Source organism: Candidatus Brevundimonas phytovorans (assembly GCA_029203145.1).
Classification (GTDB): Bacteria; Pseudomonadota; Alphaproteobacteria; order Caulobacterales; family Caulobacteraceae; genus Brevundimonas; species Brevundimonas phytovorans.
In genome coordinates, this window is sequence record CP119309.1 from 209,011 (window position 1) to 228,347 (window position 19,337).

The window sequence follows — 19,337 nt, forward strand, 5'->3', positions numbered from 1 at the left end:
CGGTCGTTCAACCCATCGAAAGCTTTTGACGTCGGACGTGCAGGCCCGCCGTTTCGCGGTCGAAGGTCTGATCGGTGACGCCTTCGGCTCTCAGGGCGACCTTCTGAATCTTGTTGGTCGGGGTTTTCGGCAGTTCAACCTCGACCCGAACATAGCGCGGCACCATGAAATGGGTCATGCGCGGCAGCAGGTATTCGATCAGCGCCTTGGGATCTATGACTGCGCCCGCAACCGGAGCGACTGCGATCATCACCTCCTGTTCGCCGCCGGGCAGGTCGACGCCATAGGCGGCCGCTTCGCGAACGTGGGGGTGGCCGCAGACCTCGATCTCGATTTCGAGCGAGGACATATTCTCACCGCGACGGCGGATGGCGTCCTTCTTGCGGTCGACGAAGAAGAAGCAGCCCTCTTCATCGCGTCTGACCAGGTCGCCGGTGTGGAACCAGCCGTTGCGCCAGGCCGCGGCCGTGGCTTCGGGATCGCCCAGATAGCCTTTGGTGATGGTCCACGGATTTTCCGAGCGGATGACCAGTTCGCCCGGCTCGCCGTGCGGCACCTCCATGTCGTTGGCGTCCACGACGCGACAGTCCATGCCGACGCGCATCCGACCGCAGCTGCGCATGACTTTTTCGTTCACCGCGCTGATCAGCGGGGCGGAAACCTCGGTCATGTTGAAGCCGGTGACGTAGTCAAAGCCGAACCGCTCGGCCAGCGCCATGGTCTCTTCCGTGATGGGGGACAGGGTGACGATGCGCAGCGGATTGTCGCGGTCGTCGGCGCGCGGCGGTTCCTTGATCAGGAAGGAGGTCAGGGCGCCGATCAGGCCGCTGCACACCGTGGACTGCGTCTCGCGCACAATGTCCCAGAAGCGACAGGTGTCGAAGGCCTCGAACAGGGCGACCGAGCCGCCGCAGGCCACGGCGGCGGTAATGGCCGAGATGCCGCCCACATGGAACATGGGCAGATTGACCAGCATCCGGTCGTCGCCGTTCATGTAGCCATAGGTCACGCGCGCGGTGGTCCACTCCTGCACATAGGAGGTCAGCACCGCCTTCGACGGCCCGGTGGTGCCCGAGGTGAAGATGATCACCGGCGTGTCCCACGGATGGCTCTCGACCGGGCGATAGGCGGCCGCGTCGCCCGCGAGGGCCGAGGCCGGCTCGACGGCGACGCCCAGGTCGAGGTCCGAAACCGATGGCCCGGTCAGCATCAGCCGTTCGACGGCGGCGAGCGACAACCCCTCCAGGCGTTCGACCAGGTCCGGGTGGATGATCAGGGTCGTCGCCCCCGTCTTGCGGATGGCGTGCTCCAGCAGCTTGCCGCGGAAGCTGGTGTTGATCGGGGCCAGCGCCGCCCCGGCGTAGTTGGCGCCGAACCAGGCGCGCAGCAGGGCGGGTGAATTGGGCGCCCAGGCGGCGACGATGTCGCCGTGTCGGACGCCGCGCGCCTGAAGGGCGGCGGCGGTCTCCAGCGCCTTCTGGCGGGTTTCGGCCCAGGTCCAGGTCTCGCCGTTCTCGAAGCGGATGAACAGCTTGTCCGGCGTTTCGGCGGCGTAGCGATCCACCAGATTGGCGATCACGCATTGGTCGGCGGTGGGCGGGGTCGGGTCGAACCAACTGAGCTCAAGACCGGGAGAGGTGTTCATCAGGCTTCCTCCAGCTCCATCCTGCCGAGAGGGCGGAGCGATGAGCGTATTCCACTGCGGGGCAGTCAAGCACGGTTATTAGTCTTATTACAAAAGCTATTTGATCGTCCCGTCTCAGGCCGGGCGAGGTCGGGGGATCCGCCGCGCGCAGCGCCGCCGACAGCCTGTGTGGCCGTTTGCGGAACTGCGCCCTCTCGGGGAGAGATCCTGGGTCAGAAGCCCATCTGCTTGGCGGCCAGATCGCGCAGAATTTCCTCGGAACCGCCGCCGATGACGAAGATGCGGGCCTCACGATAGATGCGCTCGACGCGATTGCCGCCGGTATAGGCGCGGCCGCCCAGGACTTGCAGGCTCTCACGGGCGCAATGCTCCAGGGTGGTCGTGGCCTGGACCTTCATCAGGGCCAGATCGGCGACCGGCGTCTCGCCCCGGCTGAAGCGCCAGACCAGTTGATCGAGGAAGGCGTAGGAGACGTTGAGGCGCTGGATCATGTCGACGATCTTGTGGCGCATCACCTGGTGGTCGATCAGCCGCTTGCCGAAGGTCTGACGCTCGCGGGCGAAGGCGACGGCCTCGGCGATGCTGGTGCGGGCCATGGCCAGGGTGGCGGCGATGCCGCTGAAACGTTCGATGTTGAACTGGTGGGCCAGGCCGGCGAAGCCCCGGTTCTCGACCCCGATCAGGTTGCCGACCGGCACTTCGACATTGTCGAACTTCAGCCAGCCGTTGTTGCGGTTGTACCATTCCAGGCCCGGAACCGAGCCGCGCGTGACGCCGGGGCGGTCGGTTTCGATCAGCAGCAGCGACAGACCTCCTATGCCAGGCCCGCCGGTGCGCACCGCCGTCAGCAGGAAGTCCGCCTTCATGGCCCCCGAGATCAGGGTCTTGCCGCCGTTGACGATGAAGTGGTCGCCCCGGCGCTCGGCGGTGGTGACGAAGCCCGAGACGTCCGAGCCGCCGCCGGGCTCGGTGACGGCGAAGGAAATCTTCTTGTCGCCGGCCAGGACGGGGCGGGCGACGCGGTCCAGCATTTCCGGCGCGCCGCCGTTGATGATCGGGGGCAGGGCGATCCACGGCGTGGCCAGGTCGGCGAACACCACGCCGGAGCCCATGCGGAAGAACTCTTCGGCGAAGATGATGCGGTGATAGAGGTCGATGTTTTCGCCCGTGCCGCCCAGGTCCTCACGGAAGCCCATGCCCAGGACGCCGTCCCTGGCGGCCTGCTTGTAGAGGGCTTCGGGAAAGTCCGACGCCGCGTCCCAGGCGTCCAGATGCGGCGCGACGTGGCTGTCGATGAAGGCGCGCAGATGGGCGCGCCACTGGTCGTGCTCGGCCGTCATGAAGGGGCTGGGCGGGCGCAGCCCGTCGAAATCAAGGGCGGGCGAGGCCGGGCTGGACATGGGCGTTCCTCCTGCAGTCCGCCGTTTTCGGCGTGACTTTCGAATTGATACTAAAACCTCTCGCCAACGGCTGCAACGATGGTATTCATAGGCAACCCACTGTGGCTGCGGCCACCAAGCGTCAGGAGAATCTCATGGGTCTCGAACGCACCGGCGCCGCGCGCGCCGATCTTTTGACCGACGCCGGTCCGACCGATTTCAAGGTCACGCTTCAACCGACCGACCATCCCTATATGACCGGCGCCTGGACGCCGCAGCATACCGAGCACACGGCCGAGGACATGGTCGTGATCGGCCGGATTCCGACCGACATCGACGGCGTCTATGTGCGCAACACCGAGAACCCGATCCAGCAGCCGCTGGGCCGCTATCACCCGTTCGACGGCGACGGCATGGTTCACGCCATCAGTTTTGCGGACGGCAAGGCCGCCTATCGCAACCGCTTTGTCCGCACCAAGGGCTTTGTCGCCGAACAGGCGGCGGGCCGCGCCCTGTGGGCCGGTCTGGCCGAGCATCCGTCGCTGTCGGAGCAGCCGGGCTGGGGCGCACACGGCGGGCTGAAGGATTCCTCCTCGACCGACGTCATCATTCACGCGGGCGCCATCCTCTCGACCTTCTATCAGTGCGGCGAGGCCTACCGGCTGGACCCCTATACCCTGGCGCCGCTGGGAACCGACGCCTGGTGCCCGCCGCAGGGAATCTCGGCCCATCCCAAGGTCGATGAGAAGACCGGCGAGCTGCTGTTCTTCAACTATTCCAAGACCGCGCCCTACATGCACTACGGCGTCGTCGGGGCGGACAATCAGCTGAAGCATCTGACGCCAGTGCCCCTGCCCGGGCCGCGCCTGCCGCACGACATGGCCTTCACGACCCACTACTCGATCCTCAACGACTTCCCGTTGTTCTGGGAGCAGCACCTGCTGCCCAAGGGCTATCATGTCGCCCGTTTCCATCCCGAGATGAAGTCGCGCTTCGGCATCATTCCGCGCTTTGGCCGGGCCGAGGACGTCCAGTGGTTCGAGGGCGACGCCACCTATGTCCTGCACTTCCTCAACGCCTGGGAAGACGGCGACGAGATCGTCATGGACGGCTATTTCCAGGACAATCCGGTGCCGGACACCAGCCCCGACGCCTGGCCCGCCTATGAGCGGATCATGACCTTCCTGGACCAGAACATGCTGCAGCCCAAGCTGCACCGCTGGCGCTTCAACCTGAAGACCGGGGCCACGACCGAGACCCGTCTGGACGATCGGGTTCTGGAGTTCGGCGTCATCAACAACCAGTTCGCCGGCGTCAAATACCGCTACGCCTACAGCGCCGTGTCCAAGCCGGGCTGGTTCCTGTTCACCGGTCTGGTCAAGCACGACATGGATACGGGCGAGAGCCAGTCCATTGACTTCGGCCCCGAACGCTATGGCTCCGAGCCCGGCTTCGCGCCCCGCGTCGGCGCGACCGAGGAGGACGACGGCTATCTGATCACCTTCATCACCGACATGGTCGAGGATCGTTCGGAATGCGTCATCTATGACGCGCGCAAGCTGGCCGAAGGTCCGGTGGCCCGCATCATCCTGCCGGCGCGGATCTCCAGCGGCACCCACGCCACCTGGTCGCAAGGCGCGACCATCCGCGCCGCCCAGGCCTTCAAGCCTTCCGCTGCACCCCAGGGGAACTGAGCCATGACCTATATCCTCGGCGGCTGGCAGTCGGACTTTTCGAAGAACTGGGCCCGCGAAGGCATGGAGATGGCCGACGGCTTCTCTCAGGCCGTGGGCGAGGGCCTGGCGGCGGTCGATCTCGCGCCGACGGATATCGACGTGGGCCATGTGGGCAATTTCGTCGGCGACCTGTTCGCAGGCCAGGGCCTGCTGGGCGGCTTCTTCGCCATGAGCCATGACGACTTCGACGGCCTGCCGACCGCGCGGCATGAGGCGGCCTGCGCCTCGGGCAGCATCGCCCTGCTGGCGGCCTGCGCCGACATCGAATCCGGCCGCTACGGCACGGCGGCGGTGCTGGGGCTGGAGCTGATGCGCAATGTCCCCGGCGTCACGGCCGCGCAGCATCTGGGGGCGGCGGCCTGGCATGGTCACGAGTATGGCGACGCCACCTATGTCTGGCCGCGGGCCTTTTCGGATCTGACCGACGAATATGATCGCCGCTACGGCATCGACGAACGCCATCTGCGCCGCATTTCCGAGATCAATTTCGCCAACGCCAAGACCAATCCGAACGCCCAGACGCGGGGCTGGGGTTTCAACAATCTGAGCTTCAGCGACGACGACGAAGCCAACCCGGTGATCGAGGGCCGCACGCGCAAGTCCGACTGCGGTCAGGTCACGGACGGATCGGCCATGGTGGTTCTGGCCTCGGCTGAGCGCGCCGCCGAATACGCCAGGAAGCGGGGCATCCCGCTCGAGAGCCTGCCGCGCATCAAGGGCTGGGGCCACCGTTCCTCGCCGATCAGCTACGCCAGGAAGATCGCCGCCAGCGAGGGCCAGGACTACGTCTTCCCGCAGGTCCGCCGCGCCATCGAGGAGGCCCGCGCGCGCGCCGGAGTGCCGCTGGAACAGATCGACCTGGTCGAGACCCACGACTGCTTCTCGATGACCGAATACATGGCCATCGACCATCTGGGCCTGACCGCGCCCGGCGAGAACTGGAAGGCCATCGAGGCGGGCGATATCGAGATGGGCGGCAAGCTGCCGATCAATCCGTCCGGCGGTCTGATCGGCTGTGGTCACCCGGTGGGCGCGACCGGCGTGCGCATGGCGCTGGACGCCTTCAAGCAGACGACCGGCCAGGCCGGCGCCAATCAGGTCGAGGGGGCGAAGAACGTGCAGACCTTGAACATCGGCGGATCGACGACGACGACCGTCAGCCTGCTGATCGGGGTCTGAGCCTCTCCTAACGGGCGCCCATGCGGCGATATCGACCTCCTCCGGCGCGACGCCAGGGGAGGTCGATCTGTGTCAGGGACGCGGGTCCGTCGCCATCAGATGATCGGCGACGGCCTGATAGGCGGGCAGGGAGGTCGGATCGAGCAGGGCGTTGCTCGCCAGAGGACTCGAGGCGAAGCGAACGATGGTCATCTCGGCCTTGGGATCGACATAGCAGGCCTGCCCATAGACGCCGCGCGCCATATAGGCTCCGTGGTCGTTATGAGAGACCCACCATTGATCGTGGTAGCTCCAGCCCGGCAGGGTCTTGTAGCCGGCGCTGACGAAGGCCTCGGGGCTTCCCCCGTTTGCAATGTCGGCGACCACGGCGGCGGGCACGATCTGGCGCCCGTTGAAGGCCCCCTGATTGCGCATCATTTCGCAGAACCGGCCCAGATCGCGCAGTTGCAGGTTCAGCCCGCCGGCGGCGTAGCCGGCGCCGCTGGAATCGACCTGGATATAGGCGTCGCGCTCCATCCCCATCGGCGTCCAGAAGCGGTCGCTGAGCACTTGGGCCAGGGGCTTGCCGCTGACGCGCGAGACCAGCCAGCCCGCGACCTCGGTGTTCACCGACTTGTAGGCGAAGGCCCGACCGTGCTCGCCGGCCTTCTTGAGCGTCTTGAGGTAGTCGAAGGTGGTCGTCGGCCCGTTATAGTCCGCCGGGCGGGGCATCATGCCGCCGGCGCGGACGAAGGCGAAGGCGTCGGAATTGGGGTCGGTATAGACCTCGGTGTAGGCCAGGCCCGTGGTCATATCGAGCACCTGGCCCACCGTGGCGTCGGCGAAGGCGCTGTCAGCCAGTTCGGGAATGTAGCGCACGACCAGGGCGTCGCGGTCGAGCCGGCCCTCGGCGATCAGCATGGCCGCCGCCGTGCCGACGAAGGACTTGGTCACCGAATGGGCGATGTGCTGGCCTGCGGGCGTCAGCGCGCCGAAGTAGCGCTCGTAGACGATCTTCCCCCGGTGCATGACGATGACGCCGTCGGTGTAGTTGGCGTCCAGCGACTGGGCCCAGGTCATGGGCTGGCCGCCGCCGATGGGGGTGAAGCTCACGGCGTCCAGGTCGTTGCGCGCCGCCGTCGGCAGCGGGCTGACCGGACCGTCTCCGCGTGAAATCTCGGCGGTCGGCCGCAGTTCGCGCCAGTGCGAGAAGCTCCAGCGGGTCTGCGGGAAGCGCATGAAGCTGAGATCGTCATACTGGATCAGCCGCTCGGGCGGCGGCGGCGAGCCGACCATCCAGCCCATGGCGACGGGATCGGTGGCCGCGGCGTCGGGATAGGTCTCCGTCGCCGGGGCGGCGGTCTGGAGGGGAGCGTGCGCTGCGGCTTGGGACTGGGCGAGGGCGACGACGGGCGTCAGCGCCGTGGTCAAGAGGATCATCAGCAAGCGTTTCATGGCGACGATGGGCACCTGGTCGATCTTGATGGGGGTCTCGATTTGCAAGTCATAGGAGGCTTGTCCGTCCCCGTAAACGGAGCGCTTCGTTAAATGGCTTGCAATCTTGGACGAAAAAGCAAAATCATCGGCCAGCTGCATGAAGACAGTTGGGAAACGCCGATGCATCAGACTGTTCGACCCGCCCCACCGCGCGCTGGTCCGGGGACGGCGGATTGGCCGACGCCGACGCGGGCCTGGGTGACGGTTTTCGTCCTGATGGCGGCCTATGCCCTGGCCTTTGTCGACCGGCAGATCCTGACTCTGCTGGTCGAGCCGGTGCGCCGTGATCTCAACATCACCGATACGCAGTTCAGCCTGCTCAGCGGCCTGGCCTTCACCCTGTTCTACACCGTCATGGGCATCCCGTTCGCCTGGGTGGCGGACCGCAGTTCGCGTCGGGGCCTGATCATGTTGAGCCTGGTCTTTTGGAGCGCGATGACCGCCGCCTGCGGCACGGCGGGCAGCTTCCTGTCGCTGTTTCTGGCGCGGATCGGGGTCGGCGTCGGCGAGGCGGGGCTTTCGCCCGCAGCCTATTCGATGATCGCCGACAGCTTCCCGCCGGCCAGGCGCGCGCGGCCGTTGGGCGTCTACGCCATCGGCTCCATCGCCGGGGTGGGCATGGCCCTGATCATCGGCGGCGCCGTCATCCAGTGGGCGATTTCGGCACCGCCGGTGGTCGTGCCGCTGCTGGGGGAACTGAAGAGCTGGCAACTGGCCTTCCTGATCGTCAGCCTGCCGGGACCGATCCTGGCCCTGGCCATGTTGCCGATCCGCGAGCCGAAGCGGCAAGAGAAGCCGCTGGCCGAGGGGGAGACCGGCCTGTCTCTGGTGGCGTTTCTGCGCCGTCGCTGGAAACCCTTTGCCCTGCTGTCGCTGGGCTATGCGCTGATCAGCGTCGCCATCGCCGCCTATCTGACCTGGACGCCGACCCTCATGGTTCGCAGCTACGGCTGGGAGATGGGCCGGATCGGGGCCACCTATGGCGTGATCCTGCTGGTCTTCTGCACGGTCGGCGTGCTCCTCGGCGGCTGGTGGGCGGACCATATGGCCACGCGAGGCGTCAAGGACGCCGTGCTTCGCGTGGCGATCGCCGGCTCCATGCTGGCCCTGCCGTTTGCGATCGCCGCGCCGTTCGCGCCCAGCGGTGAGCTGGCCATGGCGGCCGTCGCCTGCCTCTCGTTCGGCTTTGGTCTGGCCCAGGGGCTGCCGGCGCCGACGCTTCAGGCCATTGCGCCCAATCGTCTGCGCGCGCGGGTGATGGCCCTCTATCTGCTGATCGGCAACATCGTCGCCTTCACCGTCGGCCCGACCGGCGTGGCCCTGATCAGCGACTACTGGCTGAAGGACCCGGCCAGGATCGGCGTGGCGGTCGGCATCATCTCCGGGGTGGTCATTCCGCTGGGCTGCCTGACCCTGTGGGCCGCGCGCCGGAGCTTCATCGAGGCCTCGGCCGCCGAAGCCGAGGTCTAGGTCTGGGCGCCCGCTCGACGGGGCCTGATCGCGTCAAACCTGAGCCTCTCGAAGGCCGCACCGGCGCCGGGTCTCCCGGCGCCGGTTTGCGTTTGAAGCCATGCGCCGCCTGAACGGCGAGGCGACCCTCGACTGGGTTGGGCTCGCCGTCGGCTGACCGTCTCTCCCAATCCGCTCGGCCGCGTGTCGGCAAGGTCTTCCGGCGCCACGCCGATGCGGACCCGTCACGGGCGCGACGCCCTGCGCGTCTGTCGCCCGTCTGGTCTGGTCAAGCGGAACCCGCTAGCGCCCATAAAAGAAGCCCGCGAGGCCCTTTTTCGGGGCTTCGCGGGCTAAGGTCAGGAGGCGTGGTCGGGGTTAGAAGGAGTAGCTCAGGTCGATGCCGTAGGTTCTCGGGGCGCCGTAGTAGTTCATCATGTCGCCGAAGAAGGTCTGGGAGGCGACGGCGTACAACTCGTCCGTCAGGTTCTTGCCCCAGAGGGTGACATTCCAGTCGGCGTTGGGCGGTTGAATCCGCAGGGAGGCGTCCAGCAGGCCGAACGGGGCCTGCTTGATCGTGTTGTTGGGCGTCCAGAAGGATTCCCCGGTGCGGGTGTAGTTGGCCTTCAGGCTGACCGCCCGGTCCCAGGCGCCTTCGCCGAACTCATAGGTGAAGCCGACGTCGAACTTGTCCTTGGGCGAGCGCTGGATGCGGTTGCCCGAGAAGTCGGCGCCGCTGGCGGCGATGAACTCCTCGTACTTGGCGTCGATCAGCGAGCCCGAAGCGGTCAGCATCAAGCGGTCGGTGGCGGCCAGGGTCATCTCGGCCTCGAGGCCCCTGATCTTGGCCGTGCCGGCGTTGCTGGTGACGGTGCACAGGCATTCCAGGATCAGCTGCTGGGACTGCAGGTCCGTGTAGTCCATCTGGAAGGCGGCGAGGTTCAGGCGCAGACGCTTGTCGAACAGATCCGTCTTGGCGCCGACCTCGTAGTTGATCACCTCTTCGGGATCATAACCGACGCGGGCGCCGGCCTCGGTCGCGGGGATATGGTCCCAGCCGCCGCCCTTGAAGCCCTTGCCGACGCTGGCGTAGAGCATGACGTTGTCGCGGGGCGTGTATTCGAGGATGCCCTGGGGCGTGAAGGCCGTCCAATCGTTGCCGTAGTCGACAGTCCAGCTCTCGCCCCCGGCCAGGATCAGGGCCGCCACGCACAGGCCGTCGCCGCCGTCTTCCAGGCAGGCGGCTGTGCGCTCGCCCGACTTCTTGTCCTTGGTGTAGCGCGCGCCGACGGTGGCCTTCAGTTGGTCGGTGATCTTGAAGCCGACCTGGCCGAAAACCGCCATCGTGTCGATCTTGGCGTCGTTGGTGTAGAGGTAGTGGCCGCTCAGGGCCGCGATGCCGCTGTTGCTGGTGGCGCGGTTGGCGTCGAAGCGTTGCACGCTGTCGTGCTGATAGAAGGCGCCGACCAGCCAGTCGAAGCGGCTGTCGTTCTTCTGCGAGACCAGGCGCAGTTCCTGGCTGATCGTCTCGGGCCGATCCTCAGCATAGTAGAAGGTGTCGGCGATGGCCGGCGGGTTGCCGGCGCCGAGCTGGTTGTAGCCCATGGCGCCCTTAGACTTGCGGTAGCCCGTGATCGAGCTGAGGCGGGCCCAGTCGAAGTCATAGTCAATCCGCAGCATGGCGCCGCCGCCCTGACGGTCGGCATATTCCCGTTGCGGGCTGAGGGTGTCGCGCGGACCCAGGCCGTTCGCGGCGCTATAGGCCGCCAGGGCGCCGATGCCTGCCGTGAACGGATCGTCGGTCATGGAGCGCGACGGGCCTGAGGACTCCGACGACCCGTAGTCGACGGTGAACAGGGCGCGCAGGGGGCTGTCGTCAGGCTGATACAGCAGTTCGGCCCGCGCCTGATGCGACTTGAGATCCTCCATGTCGCTATCGAGGACGACGTTGTGGCCATAGCCGTCGCGGTTGCGGACCTGGAAGGCGAAGCGGCCGGCCAGGTTGCTGGTCAGCGGTCCGGTCACGTGGCCATTGGCGTTGAAGCCGTTGTAGTTGCCCAGGCCCGCCGTCATCTGCCCTGAAGGCTCGAATTTCGGCTTGGCGGTGATGACGCTGATGGCCCCGCCGACGACGTTCTTGCCCAGCAGCACGCCTTGCGGGCCGCGAATGACTTCGATCCGCTCCAGGTCGAAGAAGTCGGTGAAGGCCGAGCCCATGCGGGAGATGTAGACCTCGTCGATGAACATACCGACCGACGGCTCGGCGGTGGCGTCGATGATGCGGACGCTGGTGATGCCGCGGATATTCAGTTCTTTGCCGAGAGACGACCCTTCGGTCATGCTGAACGAGGGCACCGAGGACGCCAGACTGCTCAGGTCGACGATGCGTTGGCGCTCCAGTTGCTCACTGGTCACGGCGGTGATCGCGCTCGGTACGTCCTGAAGCCGGCGTTCGCGGCGGTCGGCCGTGACGATCACGTCGTCGACGGTCGCGACCCCAGAGGTCTGGGCGGTCGAGGGCGTCGTGGGATTGGTCTGCGCCATCGCGTGGTGCGGCGTGACGGTCAAGGCCGTCAATGCGGTCGTCGCGAGGCAGGCCAAGGTAAGTCTGCGCATTCAATTCCCTCCCCAGGGCTTGGTCCGTTGTTTCTACGTCGCACCGGCAGGATGTCGGTGTTCGGCTTTTTTTGATCCGGGCGCAGCGTCGGGGCTGGCCTCCGACGGCTCGGTCGACGTTTTCGCCGTCCCGTTCCGCAGAAGAGACAATCCGGCAATAAATCTCTATTTGCAAGTCGATATGTCGAGGCTTTTTCTGTAACTTGCTTATCTAGACTTTTCAGTGGGTTGCGTTTTGACTCCGGCAAGGCCTGTGAGCGGAGAGCCTGGACTTCCTTGCTTTAAAGATGATTCAAATAATTGATCTAAAACAATTTTCTCAGGGTTCATGGAAGGCGGAGGCGAACGGCGTCCCTGACGCGCGAGATCGCGCCATCACAGTTGCGGGCCTCATGAAGGCGATGGCGCGGGCCGTATCTCAAGGTTTCAGACAGCGCGAAAAGCGGCGGGATCGGCAGGGGCTCGCACGGCGGAGTTCTTGGGGGGACGCCGGAAATCGACAAATACGGCCTTGTTATCAGTGATCTACTTATCGGCGCGGTCATGCGGCGCGATGTCTCCGGGCTGTGTCGTAGAGCGCCATCGCTTGCGTATTGCAACTTGAGGTGGGCGGCGGGTCAGCCGGGACTGCGGATGGACACCCCCACGGAGCCCTGAGCGATCACCAGGCCCGAGGCCGTGGAGACGACGACCTCGGTGATGACCTTGCGTCCGTCGCGCCAGCTGATCACGCCGACCGCCTCTAACCGGGCGCACGCGATCGGCGCTGCGTTCAAAAGGCGCAGAGTGATGTCTGTGGTCAGCAACGTCTGGCCGGGTTCGAGAATGGTCATGACGGCGGCTCCGCCCGCCGTGTCGACCAGGGCCGCCGTCACCCCGCCGTGCACCAGGCCGACGAAGTTGGCGTGGCGGGTGTTGATGTCGCAGACGACGCGGACATAGCCCTCGCGCGCTTCGACCGGGCGGGTTCGGAGCAACTGGGGAAAGCCGCCGCTTTCCGGGGCGTCCATCCAGGCCTGAAGCAGTGCGATTCCGCTGGCGGCCGGGTCCAGTCGAAAGGTGACGGGCAATCCGGCGTCCAGGCTCCCGGCGACGCCGCTCATGCCGCGCGTCGCCGGGCCGCGTGCGTCCGCCGATCGAAAGCCTTGAGGGCGGCGTCGTATTCCGCCTCCAGCTGATCGACGACCTGGGCCAGGGGTTCGACGGCGCGAACCTTGTCCAGGCCCTGACCGGCCGCCCAGATGTCCTTCCAGCGCTTCTGGCTGCCGTTGCTGGCGTAGTTGCGCTCGACCGGGCCGCCCAGGGCGGTCGGATCGAGGCCGGCGGCTTGCAGGCTGGGCTTCAGCCAGGAGGCGGGCGTGCCGGTGACGGCGTCGGAGATCACGAGATCATCCGGCCCGGCGTCGACCACCATCTGCTTGTATTCGGGCTGGGCCATGCTCTCGCGCGTGGCCAGGAAACGGGTGCCCATGTAGACATAGTCGGCGCCGGCCGCGATGGCCCCGGCGATGCCCGCGCCGTCGCCCACGCCGCCGCCGACCGCGATCTGACCGTCAAAGAAGTCGCGCACGGCCGAGATGAAGGCGAAGGGCGACAGGTGGCCGGTATGGCCGCCGGCGCCGGCGCTGACGCAGGCCAGCCCATCGACTCCGGCTTCGGCGGCCTTCCTGGCCAGCTTCATGCTGACGACATCAGCGAAGACCTGGCCGCCGTAGGCCTTGACCGTCTCCATGACGGGCTTGGGCGAGCCCAGGGCCGTGATGACGATGGGCGGTTTGTATTGCGCCACCAGCCGCAGGTCTTCCTCAAGCCGGGTATTGGTCGAGTGGGTGATCATATTGGCGATCCACGGGCCGTCGCCGGGGGCCAGGGCGGTGGTGATCTGGTCCATCCAGCGGTCGAGGTCCTCGACCGTGCGGCAGTTGGGCGTGGGAAAGGCGCCGCCGATCCCGGCCTTGCAGGCCGCGATCACCATCTCCGGTCCGCTGACCAGGAACATGGGAGCGGCGATGACGGGCAGGCGCATCGTGGCGGCGGGCGAGGAGGAGGTCATGCAGTCTCTTGGGGTTCGGCGGCGGGGGAGGCGGCCATGGAAGCGAAGGGCGGCTGGATGCCGCCGGAGGGATGGGGCAGGGTCTTCAAGCGCGGCTCAGCCGCTCGACGATCATGGCGGCGCCGACGCCCTGGGCGCCCGACGCGACGACCAGACCAAAACGCCCTTCGCTGGCGTCCAGCGCATCGAGCAGGGACGACAGCAGGATGGCGCCACTCGCGCCCATCGGATGGCCCTTGGCCAGATGGCCGCCGCCGACATTGACCTTGTCGGCGTCCACGTCGCGCTCGCGCAGGAATTTGACGATGGTGACGGCGAAGGCCTCCATGAACTCGATCCGGTCCATGTCGCCCAGCGCTAATCCGGCCTTGGCCAGGGCGCGGTCCATGGCGGTGAAGCCCGCCGTCAGGGAGGCGGCGGGATCGCCGCCGGCCTCGGCGTAGGCGAGGATGTGGGCGCGGGCGCCGGCGGCCTCGCCGTCGATCAGGGCCAGGGCGGCGCCGTCGCACATGGGCGGGGCGTGGGCGACCGTGTGGCGGTGGTCGATGACCCGGCCGCCCAGGGCCGCGGCGTATTGTTCGCCCAGGGGCGCAAAGGCGGCGGGCATGTCGGCCAGGCTCTCTGCGGTGGTCGAGGCGCGCGCGGGCTCCTCCTTGTCCAGGCCGTTCAGAGCGATGCGCGAGGCGACCAGGGGCGTGCCCTCGGCGGCGGCGGCGCGCTGCTGCGACCGCAGGGCGGCCACGTCCATCTCGACCCGCGACACGCCGATGTCCTCGGCCAGCCGGTCGGCGGCGACAACGACGGGAATATAGCGCGTGCGCAAGGGGAAGGCGGCGTCGTCGTAATAGTCGGCCTTGTCGGCCATGAAGGGTACGCGCGACATCATCTCGACCCCGCCGGCCAGCACGGACCGGGCGTCGCCGGCCTTGACCATATTGGCCGCCTGGCCGATCGCCGTCAGGCTCGAGACGCAATAGTTGTTCAGCGCGAAGGCGTAGGCCTCGTCGGCAAGGCCCGCGTGCAGCTTGGACACCAGGGCGACATTGGCCCCCTGGGCCCCGACCTGACCCACGGCCCCCAGGATCAGGGCGTCGGCCTTGCGCGCCGCGCCGTCGTTGCGGGCGTCCAGGGCGTCGATCAGGCCGGCGACCAGTTCGTGCGGCTTCAACGCGGCCAGACCGCCGTCGGGGCGGGCCTTGGCGCGAGGGGTGCGGACGGCGTCGCGAATGTAGGCGGTCATGGTCGCTCCGGTCAGGATCAGGCGGCGTGCGGCGTCGTCTGGACGCTCAAGCGTGCATGCTGGCGCCCCATTAGTCCAGAAATGAAATCTACTTTTGAAGGCGCCCCTGCGCAAGTCCTGAAAGCTGGCCCGGCCTGGGGCGGCCATCCGATCCGGGCCATGCCGCTCAAGGCGAAGCCTGCGCGGGCTGTTCGCCGCGCTGTGTGGAAAGGCCCTTGCGTCTCAATGCGCAAGGCTGGCCAGGGCGGGTAGTCCAGCGGGGACGGGAAACCGTCGCGCGCCTTGGACGGTCCGCGCAGGATGGGTTAGGTCAGGCCCGTTCGAAGATGGCGACGATGCCCTGGCCGCCGCCGATGCACATGGTCGCCAGGCCATAGCGACCGCCGACCCGTTCCAGCTCGTAGAGCAGCTTGGCGGTGATGATGGCGCCGGTGGCGCCGACCGGGTGGCCCAGGGCGATGCCGCTGCCGTTTGGATTGACCCTGGCGGGGTCCAGTCCCAGTTCGCGGGTGACGGCGCAGGCCTGGGCGGCGAAGGCTTCGTTGGACTCGATCACGTCCAGGTCAGCGATGCTCAGCCCGGCCCGTTGCAGGGCCGCGCGGGTCGCGGGCACCGGGCCGATGCCCATATAGGCGGGGTCCACGCCCTGATGCGCATAGGCGACCAGACGCGCCAGCGGCTTGAGGCCCTGGGCCCTGACCGTGGCCGCGCTGGCCAGGACCAGGGCGGCGGCGCCGTCATTGATGCCCGAGGCGTTGCCGGCGGTGACGGTGCCGTTGTCGCGCCGGAAGATGGGGCGCAGCTTGGCGAGGTCTTCCATCGAGGTCTCGCGGCCATGCTCGTCGACGGCGAACTCGGCCGACTTGCCGCGCACCTTGATCTGAACGGGCAGGATCTGGCTGGCGAAGCGGCCCTCGGCGATAGCCCGGGCGGCGCGGGCCTGACTGGTCACGGCCAGTTGGTCCTGATCCTCGCGGCTGACGCCGTAGCGTTCGGCGACGTTCTCGGCCGTCACCCCCATCAGGATGTCGCCGAAGGGATCGGTCAGGGCGCCGTTCAGGGCGTCAATCAGCCGTTCGTCGCCCATCTTGCGGCCCCAGCGCATTCCGGTCGACAGGAAGGGGGCGCGGCTCATCACTTCGGCGCCGCCGCCGACCGCGACGTCGCAGTCGCCCAGTTGAATGGCCTGGGCCGCCGAGATGATCGCCTGCAGGCCCGAGCCGCACAGGCGGTTGACGGTCATGGCGGGCGTGCCGTGAGGCACTCCGCCGTTCACAGCGGCGACGCGCCCCAGATAGGCGTCCTTGGGTTCGGTCGGGATGACCTGACCGAAGACGACATGACCGACCTGCTCCGCCGACAGGCCGGAGCGCGCGATGGCTTCGCGCGTGACCAGGGCGCCCAGCTCGGTGGGGGCGTGGTTCATCAGCGAGCCGCCGAAGGTCCCGATGGCGGTGCGGACGGCGGATACGATGAAGACGTCGGTCATGGCGGGCTCTCGATGGCGTCGGGGAGGGGCGCGGGCGCTTAGAAACAGTCGTTGGCGACAGTGGCGGTCAGGCGGTTGGCCGAGGCGGCCGTCGTCAGCCAATGGGTCGTCTTGGGCAGCTCGAACTCGAAGAAGAAGCGGCAGGCGAAAACCTTGCCGGCGTGGAAGGGGTCCGATCCGCCCGCGCCGGCGGCCACGGCCTGATCGAGCCAGAGCCAGGCCGTGACCACATGGCCGAATCCGCGAAGGAAGGCCGTGGCGTTGTCCAGCCGGACCGCTTCGGGCAGGTCCTGGATCGCTTCGACGGTCTGTTTGACCTCAGCCCAGGCGGCGGTCAGGGCGTCGCCGAGTTGGGCCAGGGCCGGCGCGTCGTGCGCACGCGCGCACGTCTCCATCATGCGGCGCTCCAGAACCGCCATGCCGGCGCCGTCCGCGCGCAGAATCTTGCGGCCCAGCAGGTCCTGACCCTGAATGCCGGTGGTCCCCTCGTGGATGGGGTTGAGGCGGTTCTCGCGATACAACTGCTCGACGTCGAAGTCGCGGGTGTAGCCGTAGCCGCCGTGAATCTGGATGGCGATGTCATTGGCCGCGAGGCCGTATTCGGACGGCCAGGTCTTGGCCACGGGGGTCAGCAGGCCCAGCAGGGCGGCGGCGTCGGCGTCCTCGGGCTGGTCGACCAGTTTCGCGCAATAGAGACAGAGCGCCAGCGCCCCTTCGGCATAGGCCTTCTGGGTCAGCAGCATCTGACGCACGTCGGGGTGTTCGATGATGGCGACCGCGACCCCGTCGCGCTGACCCTGAATCCGCTCCTGGGCATAGCGCAGGGCATGACGATAGCCGCGATAGCCGAGCGCTGCGGCGCCCAGGCCCACCCCGATCCGCGCCTCGTTCATCATCAGGAACATCTGCTGCAGCCCGCGCCCGGGCGCGCCGATGCGCCAGCCGATCGCGCCGTCGCCCTCGCCGAAATTCAACAGGCAGTTGCTGGTGCCGCGATAGCCCATCTTGTGGTTCAGGCCGGCGACGCTGACGTCGTTGCGCCGACCGTCGGGCAGGATCTTGGGGACGATGAACAGCGACAGGCCGCCGGTGCCGTCCGGCAGCCCGCCGTCCGCGCCCGGAATCTTGGCCAGCACCAGGTGGACGATGTTCTCGCTGATGTCCTGATCCCCGCCCGAGATCCACATCTTGTTGCCCGACAGGCGGTAGCGCGGACCCAGGTGATCGTCACCGTCGGCGACGGCCCTGGTGCGAACGTCGGCCAGGTTCGAGCCCGCCTGGGGTTCCGACAGGCACATGGTGCCGAACCAGCGTCCGGCGATCTGAGGCAGGGCGAAGGTCTCGACCTGCGCCGCCGAGCCGAAGGTGGCGATGAGGCGTGCATTCGCGGTGGTCAGCATCGGATAGGCGGAGGTGGCGATATTGGCGGCGGCGAAGAAGGAGAAGGAGGCCATGCTGGCGAGGAAGGGCAGGCCCAGCCCGCCCAGGTCTTCGCTGAAGCCGGCGGCGAACAGACCCAGTTCGGCATATTGCTCCAGCGCCGGCTTGATCGCCGGCAGCGTCAGGACCTGCCCCTGCTCTAGCCGGGGTTCGATCTCGTCAGACGCCTTGTGGTGGGGCAGGAACAGATCGACGGCCAGGGCTTCGGACAGGTCGAGCACGGCGTCGATGCTCTCGCGGCTGTGGTCGGCGAAGGCCGGCGTCTCGAGCAGGGTCTCCATCTGAAGCCAGTCGTGCAGCATGAAGTCGAGGTCGCGGCGGACGATCAGGGGATGGGTCATGGGTTCAGGTCTCCGACGCCGCGCCGCCCGCACCCTTGCCGCCGACGTTTGAATTCATCCGGGGCGCGTTCTGGGGCGGGGCAGCCTGGCGAACGGGCACGGGAATGCTCAAAGCGGTTTGGGGAAGGCGGCGCCTTCTGCTAGTCTATTGTTGGATTGTTGGACAAAGAGAGTCTAGATGGCAAATCAGTTGAAACGCCTGACAATCCCTCGGGCCTATGAGGCGGTGCATCGCGCGCTGGAGGAAGAGATCCTCAGCGGCCGGATCGCCACCGGCGCGCCGCTTCCAACCGAGACGGAACTGGCGGAGCAGTTCGGCGTCACCCGACACACCGTCCGTGAAGGCATGCGGGCCCTGGAACAGGGCGGGCTGGTCAGGCGTGAGGCCGGTCGGCGCCTGCACGCCGCCCTGCCGCATCATGAAGAACTGGCGCCGCGCGGTTCACGCGCCTTGTTGATGCAGGGTGTGACCTTCCGCGAGTTGTGGGAGGTGGCGCTGCGGCTGGAGATCTGCGCCGCCGAACTGGTCGCGCCGCTTGTCGATGAAGCCCTGATTGAAAAGCTCGAAGCCAACCTGGGGGCCATGCAGACGGCGCAGGCCGAAGGGCGGTCGATCATTGCTCTGGATGTCGCTTTCCACGCCCTCATAGCCGAGGCCACGCATAACCGGGTGCTCCTGATGTCGCGCGAGCCTGTCTCCCTGCTCTTCTATCCCTCGCTCGAAAAGCTGTTCAGTCATCCGACGACGCGCGAACGCTCTCCTCGACGCATCGTCGAGGCGCATCGTGCGATCGTTCAGGCGATGCGGGCGGGGGACGCCCAGGCCCTGCGCGGGTGGATGGAACGCCACATCATGGACTTCCGACGAGGCTATGACCTGGCGGGCATCGACCTGGACCGTCCTGTGGATGTCAAAATCGATCGATCCTAGGCGGGAAAGCCATGGACGCCGGCTGGACGGCGTCGTCGATCAGCGCCCATCCAAAGCGTCTTCACTCCAAGCTTTGCTGTTTACGTCCGGTCAATAACTCCCCTTCATTCAAGCCCCCTACAGGCTGGCGCCCGTGAACACGCGTCGGCATCGGGGAGTTAAACTATGTCGAAGATCCAGGCGGTGCCGGGCCGCGTGATGGCCGCAGCCTGTTCATTGATGACGAAGACGGGGCAGGCGGCGCGTGTCCTGCTGATGCTTCTGATCGCCCTGGCGTCCATGGTCGCCCCCTCTGCAGCGACGGCGCAATCCCCAGGTTGCATTGCGATCAATTCGATGGGCGGAAACTTCGTCCTGGATGTA

At 67.1% G+C, this 19,337-nt stretch carries 13 protein-coding genes; 4 read left to right on the forward strand and 9 right to left on the reverse strand.

Annotation, left to right across the window (positions count from 1 at the left end; all coding sequences use genetic code 11):
* Nucleotides 1-7 precede the first annotated feature (7 nt).
* Both P0Y52_01050 and P0Y52_01055 read right to left on the reverse strand, forming a co-directional pair.
* Complete coding sequence (locus P0Y52_01050) at nt 8-1,645, reverse strand: AMP-binding protein (protein WEK58152.1); 1,638 nt, start codon at nt 1,643-1,645, stop codon at nt 8-10.
* 212 nt (nt 1,646-1,857) lie between these two features.
* On the reverse strand, nt 1,858-3,045 hold the full coding sequence (locus tag P0Y52_01055; protein WEK58153.1) for an acyl-CoA dehydrogenase family protein: 1,188 nt from the start codon (nt 3,043-3,045) through the stop codon (nt 1,858-1,860).
* Between the two features lie 134 nt (nt 3,046-3,179).
* On the opposite strand from P0Y52_01055, the gene P0Y52_01060 reads away from it, so the two are divergent.
* Both P0Y52_01060 and P0Y52_01065 read left to right on the forward strand, forming a co-directional pair.
* Entirely contained in the window at nt 3,180-4,718 is a 1,539-nt protein-coding gene (locus P0Y52_01060; GenBank protein WEK58154.1) for a carotenoid oxygenase family protein, read from the forward strand.
* 3 nt (nt 4,719-4,721) lie between these two features.
* The gene (locus tag P0Y52_01065; protein ID WEK58155.1) at nt 4,722-5,939 is read left to right on the forward strand and encodes an acetyl-CoA acetyltransferase; all 1,218 of its coding nucleotides are present in this window, start codon (nt 4,722-4,724) and stop codon (nt 5,937-5,939) included.
* A 72-nt stretch (nt 5,940-6,011) separates the two neighbouring features.
* On the opposite strand, the gene P0Y52_01070 is transcribed toward P0Y52_01065, so the two are convergent.
* Nucleotides 6,012-7,421, reverse strand: coding sequence for a serine hydrolase (locus tag P0Y52_01070; GenBank protein ID WEK58156.1), 1,410 nt, complete (start codon nt 7,419-7,421; stop codon nt 6,012-6,014).
* Nucleotides 7,422-7,535: 114 nt separating this feature from the next.
* Between P0Y52_01070 and P0Y52_01075 the strand changes: the two genes are divergently transcribed.
* A complete protein-coding gene (locus tag P0Y52_01075; GenBank protein WEK58157.1) occupies nt 7,536-8,885 on the forward strand; it encodes an MFS transporter in 1,350 nt (449 codons plus the stop codon).
* A 357-nt stretch (nt 8,886-9,242) separates the two neighbouring features.
* On the opposite strand, the gene P0Y52_01080 is transcribed toward P0Y52_01075, so the two are convergent.
* The 6 genes from P0Y52_01080 to P0Y52_01105 all read right to left on the reverse strand — a co-directional run bounded on the left by P0Y52_01080 (nt 9,243) and on the right by P0Y52_01105 (nt 18,043).
* A complete protein-coding gene (locus P0Y52_01080; GenBank protein WEK58158.1) occupies nt 9,243-11,480 on the reverse strand; it encodes a TonB-dependent receptor in 2,238 nt (745 codons plus the stop codon).
* A 617-nt stretch (nt 11,481-12,097) separates the two neighbouring features.
* Entirely contained in the window at nt 12,098-12,583 is a 486-nt protein-coding gene (locus P0Y52_01085; GenBank protein ID WEK58159.1) for a PaaI family thioesterase, read from the reverse strand.
* Nucleotides 12,580-13,533 (reverse strand): nitronate monooxygenase, encoded by a 954-nt coding sequence (locus P0Y52_01090; GenBank protein ID WEK58160.1) that lies wholly within the window; start codon nt 13,531-13,533, stop codon nt 12,580-12,582. Before P0Y52_01090 ends, P0Y52_01085 begins: the two co-directional genes overlap by 4 nt.
* Nucleotides 13,534-13,618: 85 nt before the next feature.
* Complete coding sequence (locus P0Y52_01095; GenBank protein WEK58161.1) at nt 13,619-14,773, reverse strand: acetyl-CoA C-acyltransferase; 1,155 nt, start codon at nt 14,771-14,773, stop codon at nt 13,619-13,621.
* A 310-nt stretch (nt 14,774-15,083) separates the two neighbouring features.
* Nucleotides 15,084-16,262 carry an acetyl-CoA C-acyltransferase family protein gene (locus P0Y52_01100; GenBank protein WEK58162.1) on the reverse strand — a complete coding sequence of 393 codons (1,179 nt, stop codon included), beginning with the start codon at nt 16,260-16,262 and terminating at the stop codon, nt 15,084-15,086.
* Between the two features lie 38 nt (nt 16,263-16,300).
* A complete protein-coding gene (locus P0Y52_01105) occupies nt 16,301-18,043 on the reverse strand; it encodes an acyl-CoA dehydrogenase (protein ID WEK58163.1) in 1,743 nt (580 codons plus the stop codon).
* Between the two features lie 178 nt (nt 18,044-18,221).
* Here P0Y52_01105 and P0Y52_01110 point away from each other — a divergent pair, with 178 nt between their 5' ends.
* Nucleotides 18,222-18,974: an FCD domain-containing protein gene (locus P0Y52_01110; protein WEK58164.1), complete on the forward strand. Its 753-nt coding sequence runs from the start codon at nt 18,222-18,224 to the stop codon at nt 18,972-18,974.
* Nucleotides 18,975-19,337: the final 363 nt, after the last annotated feature.

Coding starts and splice junctions, on each gene's coding strand:
- P0Y52_01105 (WEK58163.1), bottom strand. CDS start 18,043: ATGACCCATCCCCTGATCGTCCGCCGCGACCTCGACTTCATGCTGCAC.
- P0Y52_01090 (WEK58160.1), bottom strand. CDS start 13,533: ATGACCTCCTCCTCGCCCGCCGCCACGATGCGCCTGCCCGTCATCGCC.
- P0Y52_01110 (WEK58164.1), top strand. CDS start 18,222: ATGGCAAATCAGTTGAAACGCCTGACAATCCCTCGGGCCTATGAGGCG.
- P0Y52_01095 (WEK58161.1), bottom strand. CDS start 14,773: ATGACCGCCTACATTCGCGACGCCGTCCGCACCCCTCGCGCCAAGGCC.
- P0Y52_01085 (WEK58159.1), bottom strand. CDS start 12,583: ATGAGCGGCGTCGCCGGGAGCCTGGACGCCGGATTGCCCGTCACCTTT.
- P0Y52_01080 (WEK58158.1), bottom strand. CDS start 11,480: ATGCGCAGACTTACCTTGGCCTGCCTCGCGACGACCGCATTGACGGCC.
- P0Y52_01050 (WEK58152.1), bottom strand. CDS start 1,645: ATGAACACCTCTCCCGGTCTTGAGCTCAGTTGGTTCGACCCGACCCCG.
- P0Y52_01075 (WEK58157.1), top strand. CDS start 7,536: ATGCATCAGACTGTTCGACCCGCCCCACCGCGCGCTGGTCCGGGGACG.
- P0Y52_01065 (WEK58155.1), top strand. CDS start 4,722: ATGACCTATATCCTCGGCGGCTGGCAGTCGGACTTTTCGAAGAACTGG.
- P0Y52_01060 (WEK58154.1), top strand. CDS start 3,180: ATGGGTCTCGAACGCACCGGCGCCGCGCGCGCCGATCTTTTGACCGAC.
- P0Y52_01055 (WEK58153.1), bottom strand. CDS start 3,045: ATGTCCAGCCCGGCCTCGCCCGCCCTTGATTTCGACGGGCTGCGCCCG.
- P0Y52_01100 (WEK58162.1), bottom strand. CDS start 16,262: ATGACCGACGTCTTCATCGTATCCGCCGTCCGCACCGCCATCGGGACC.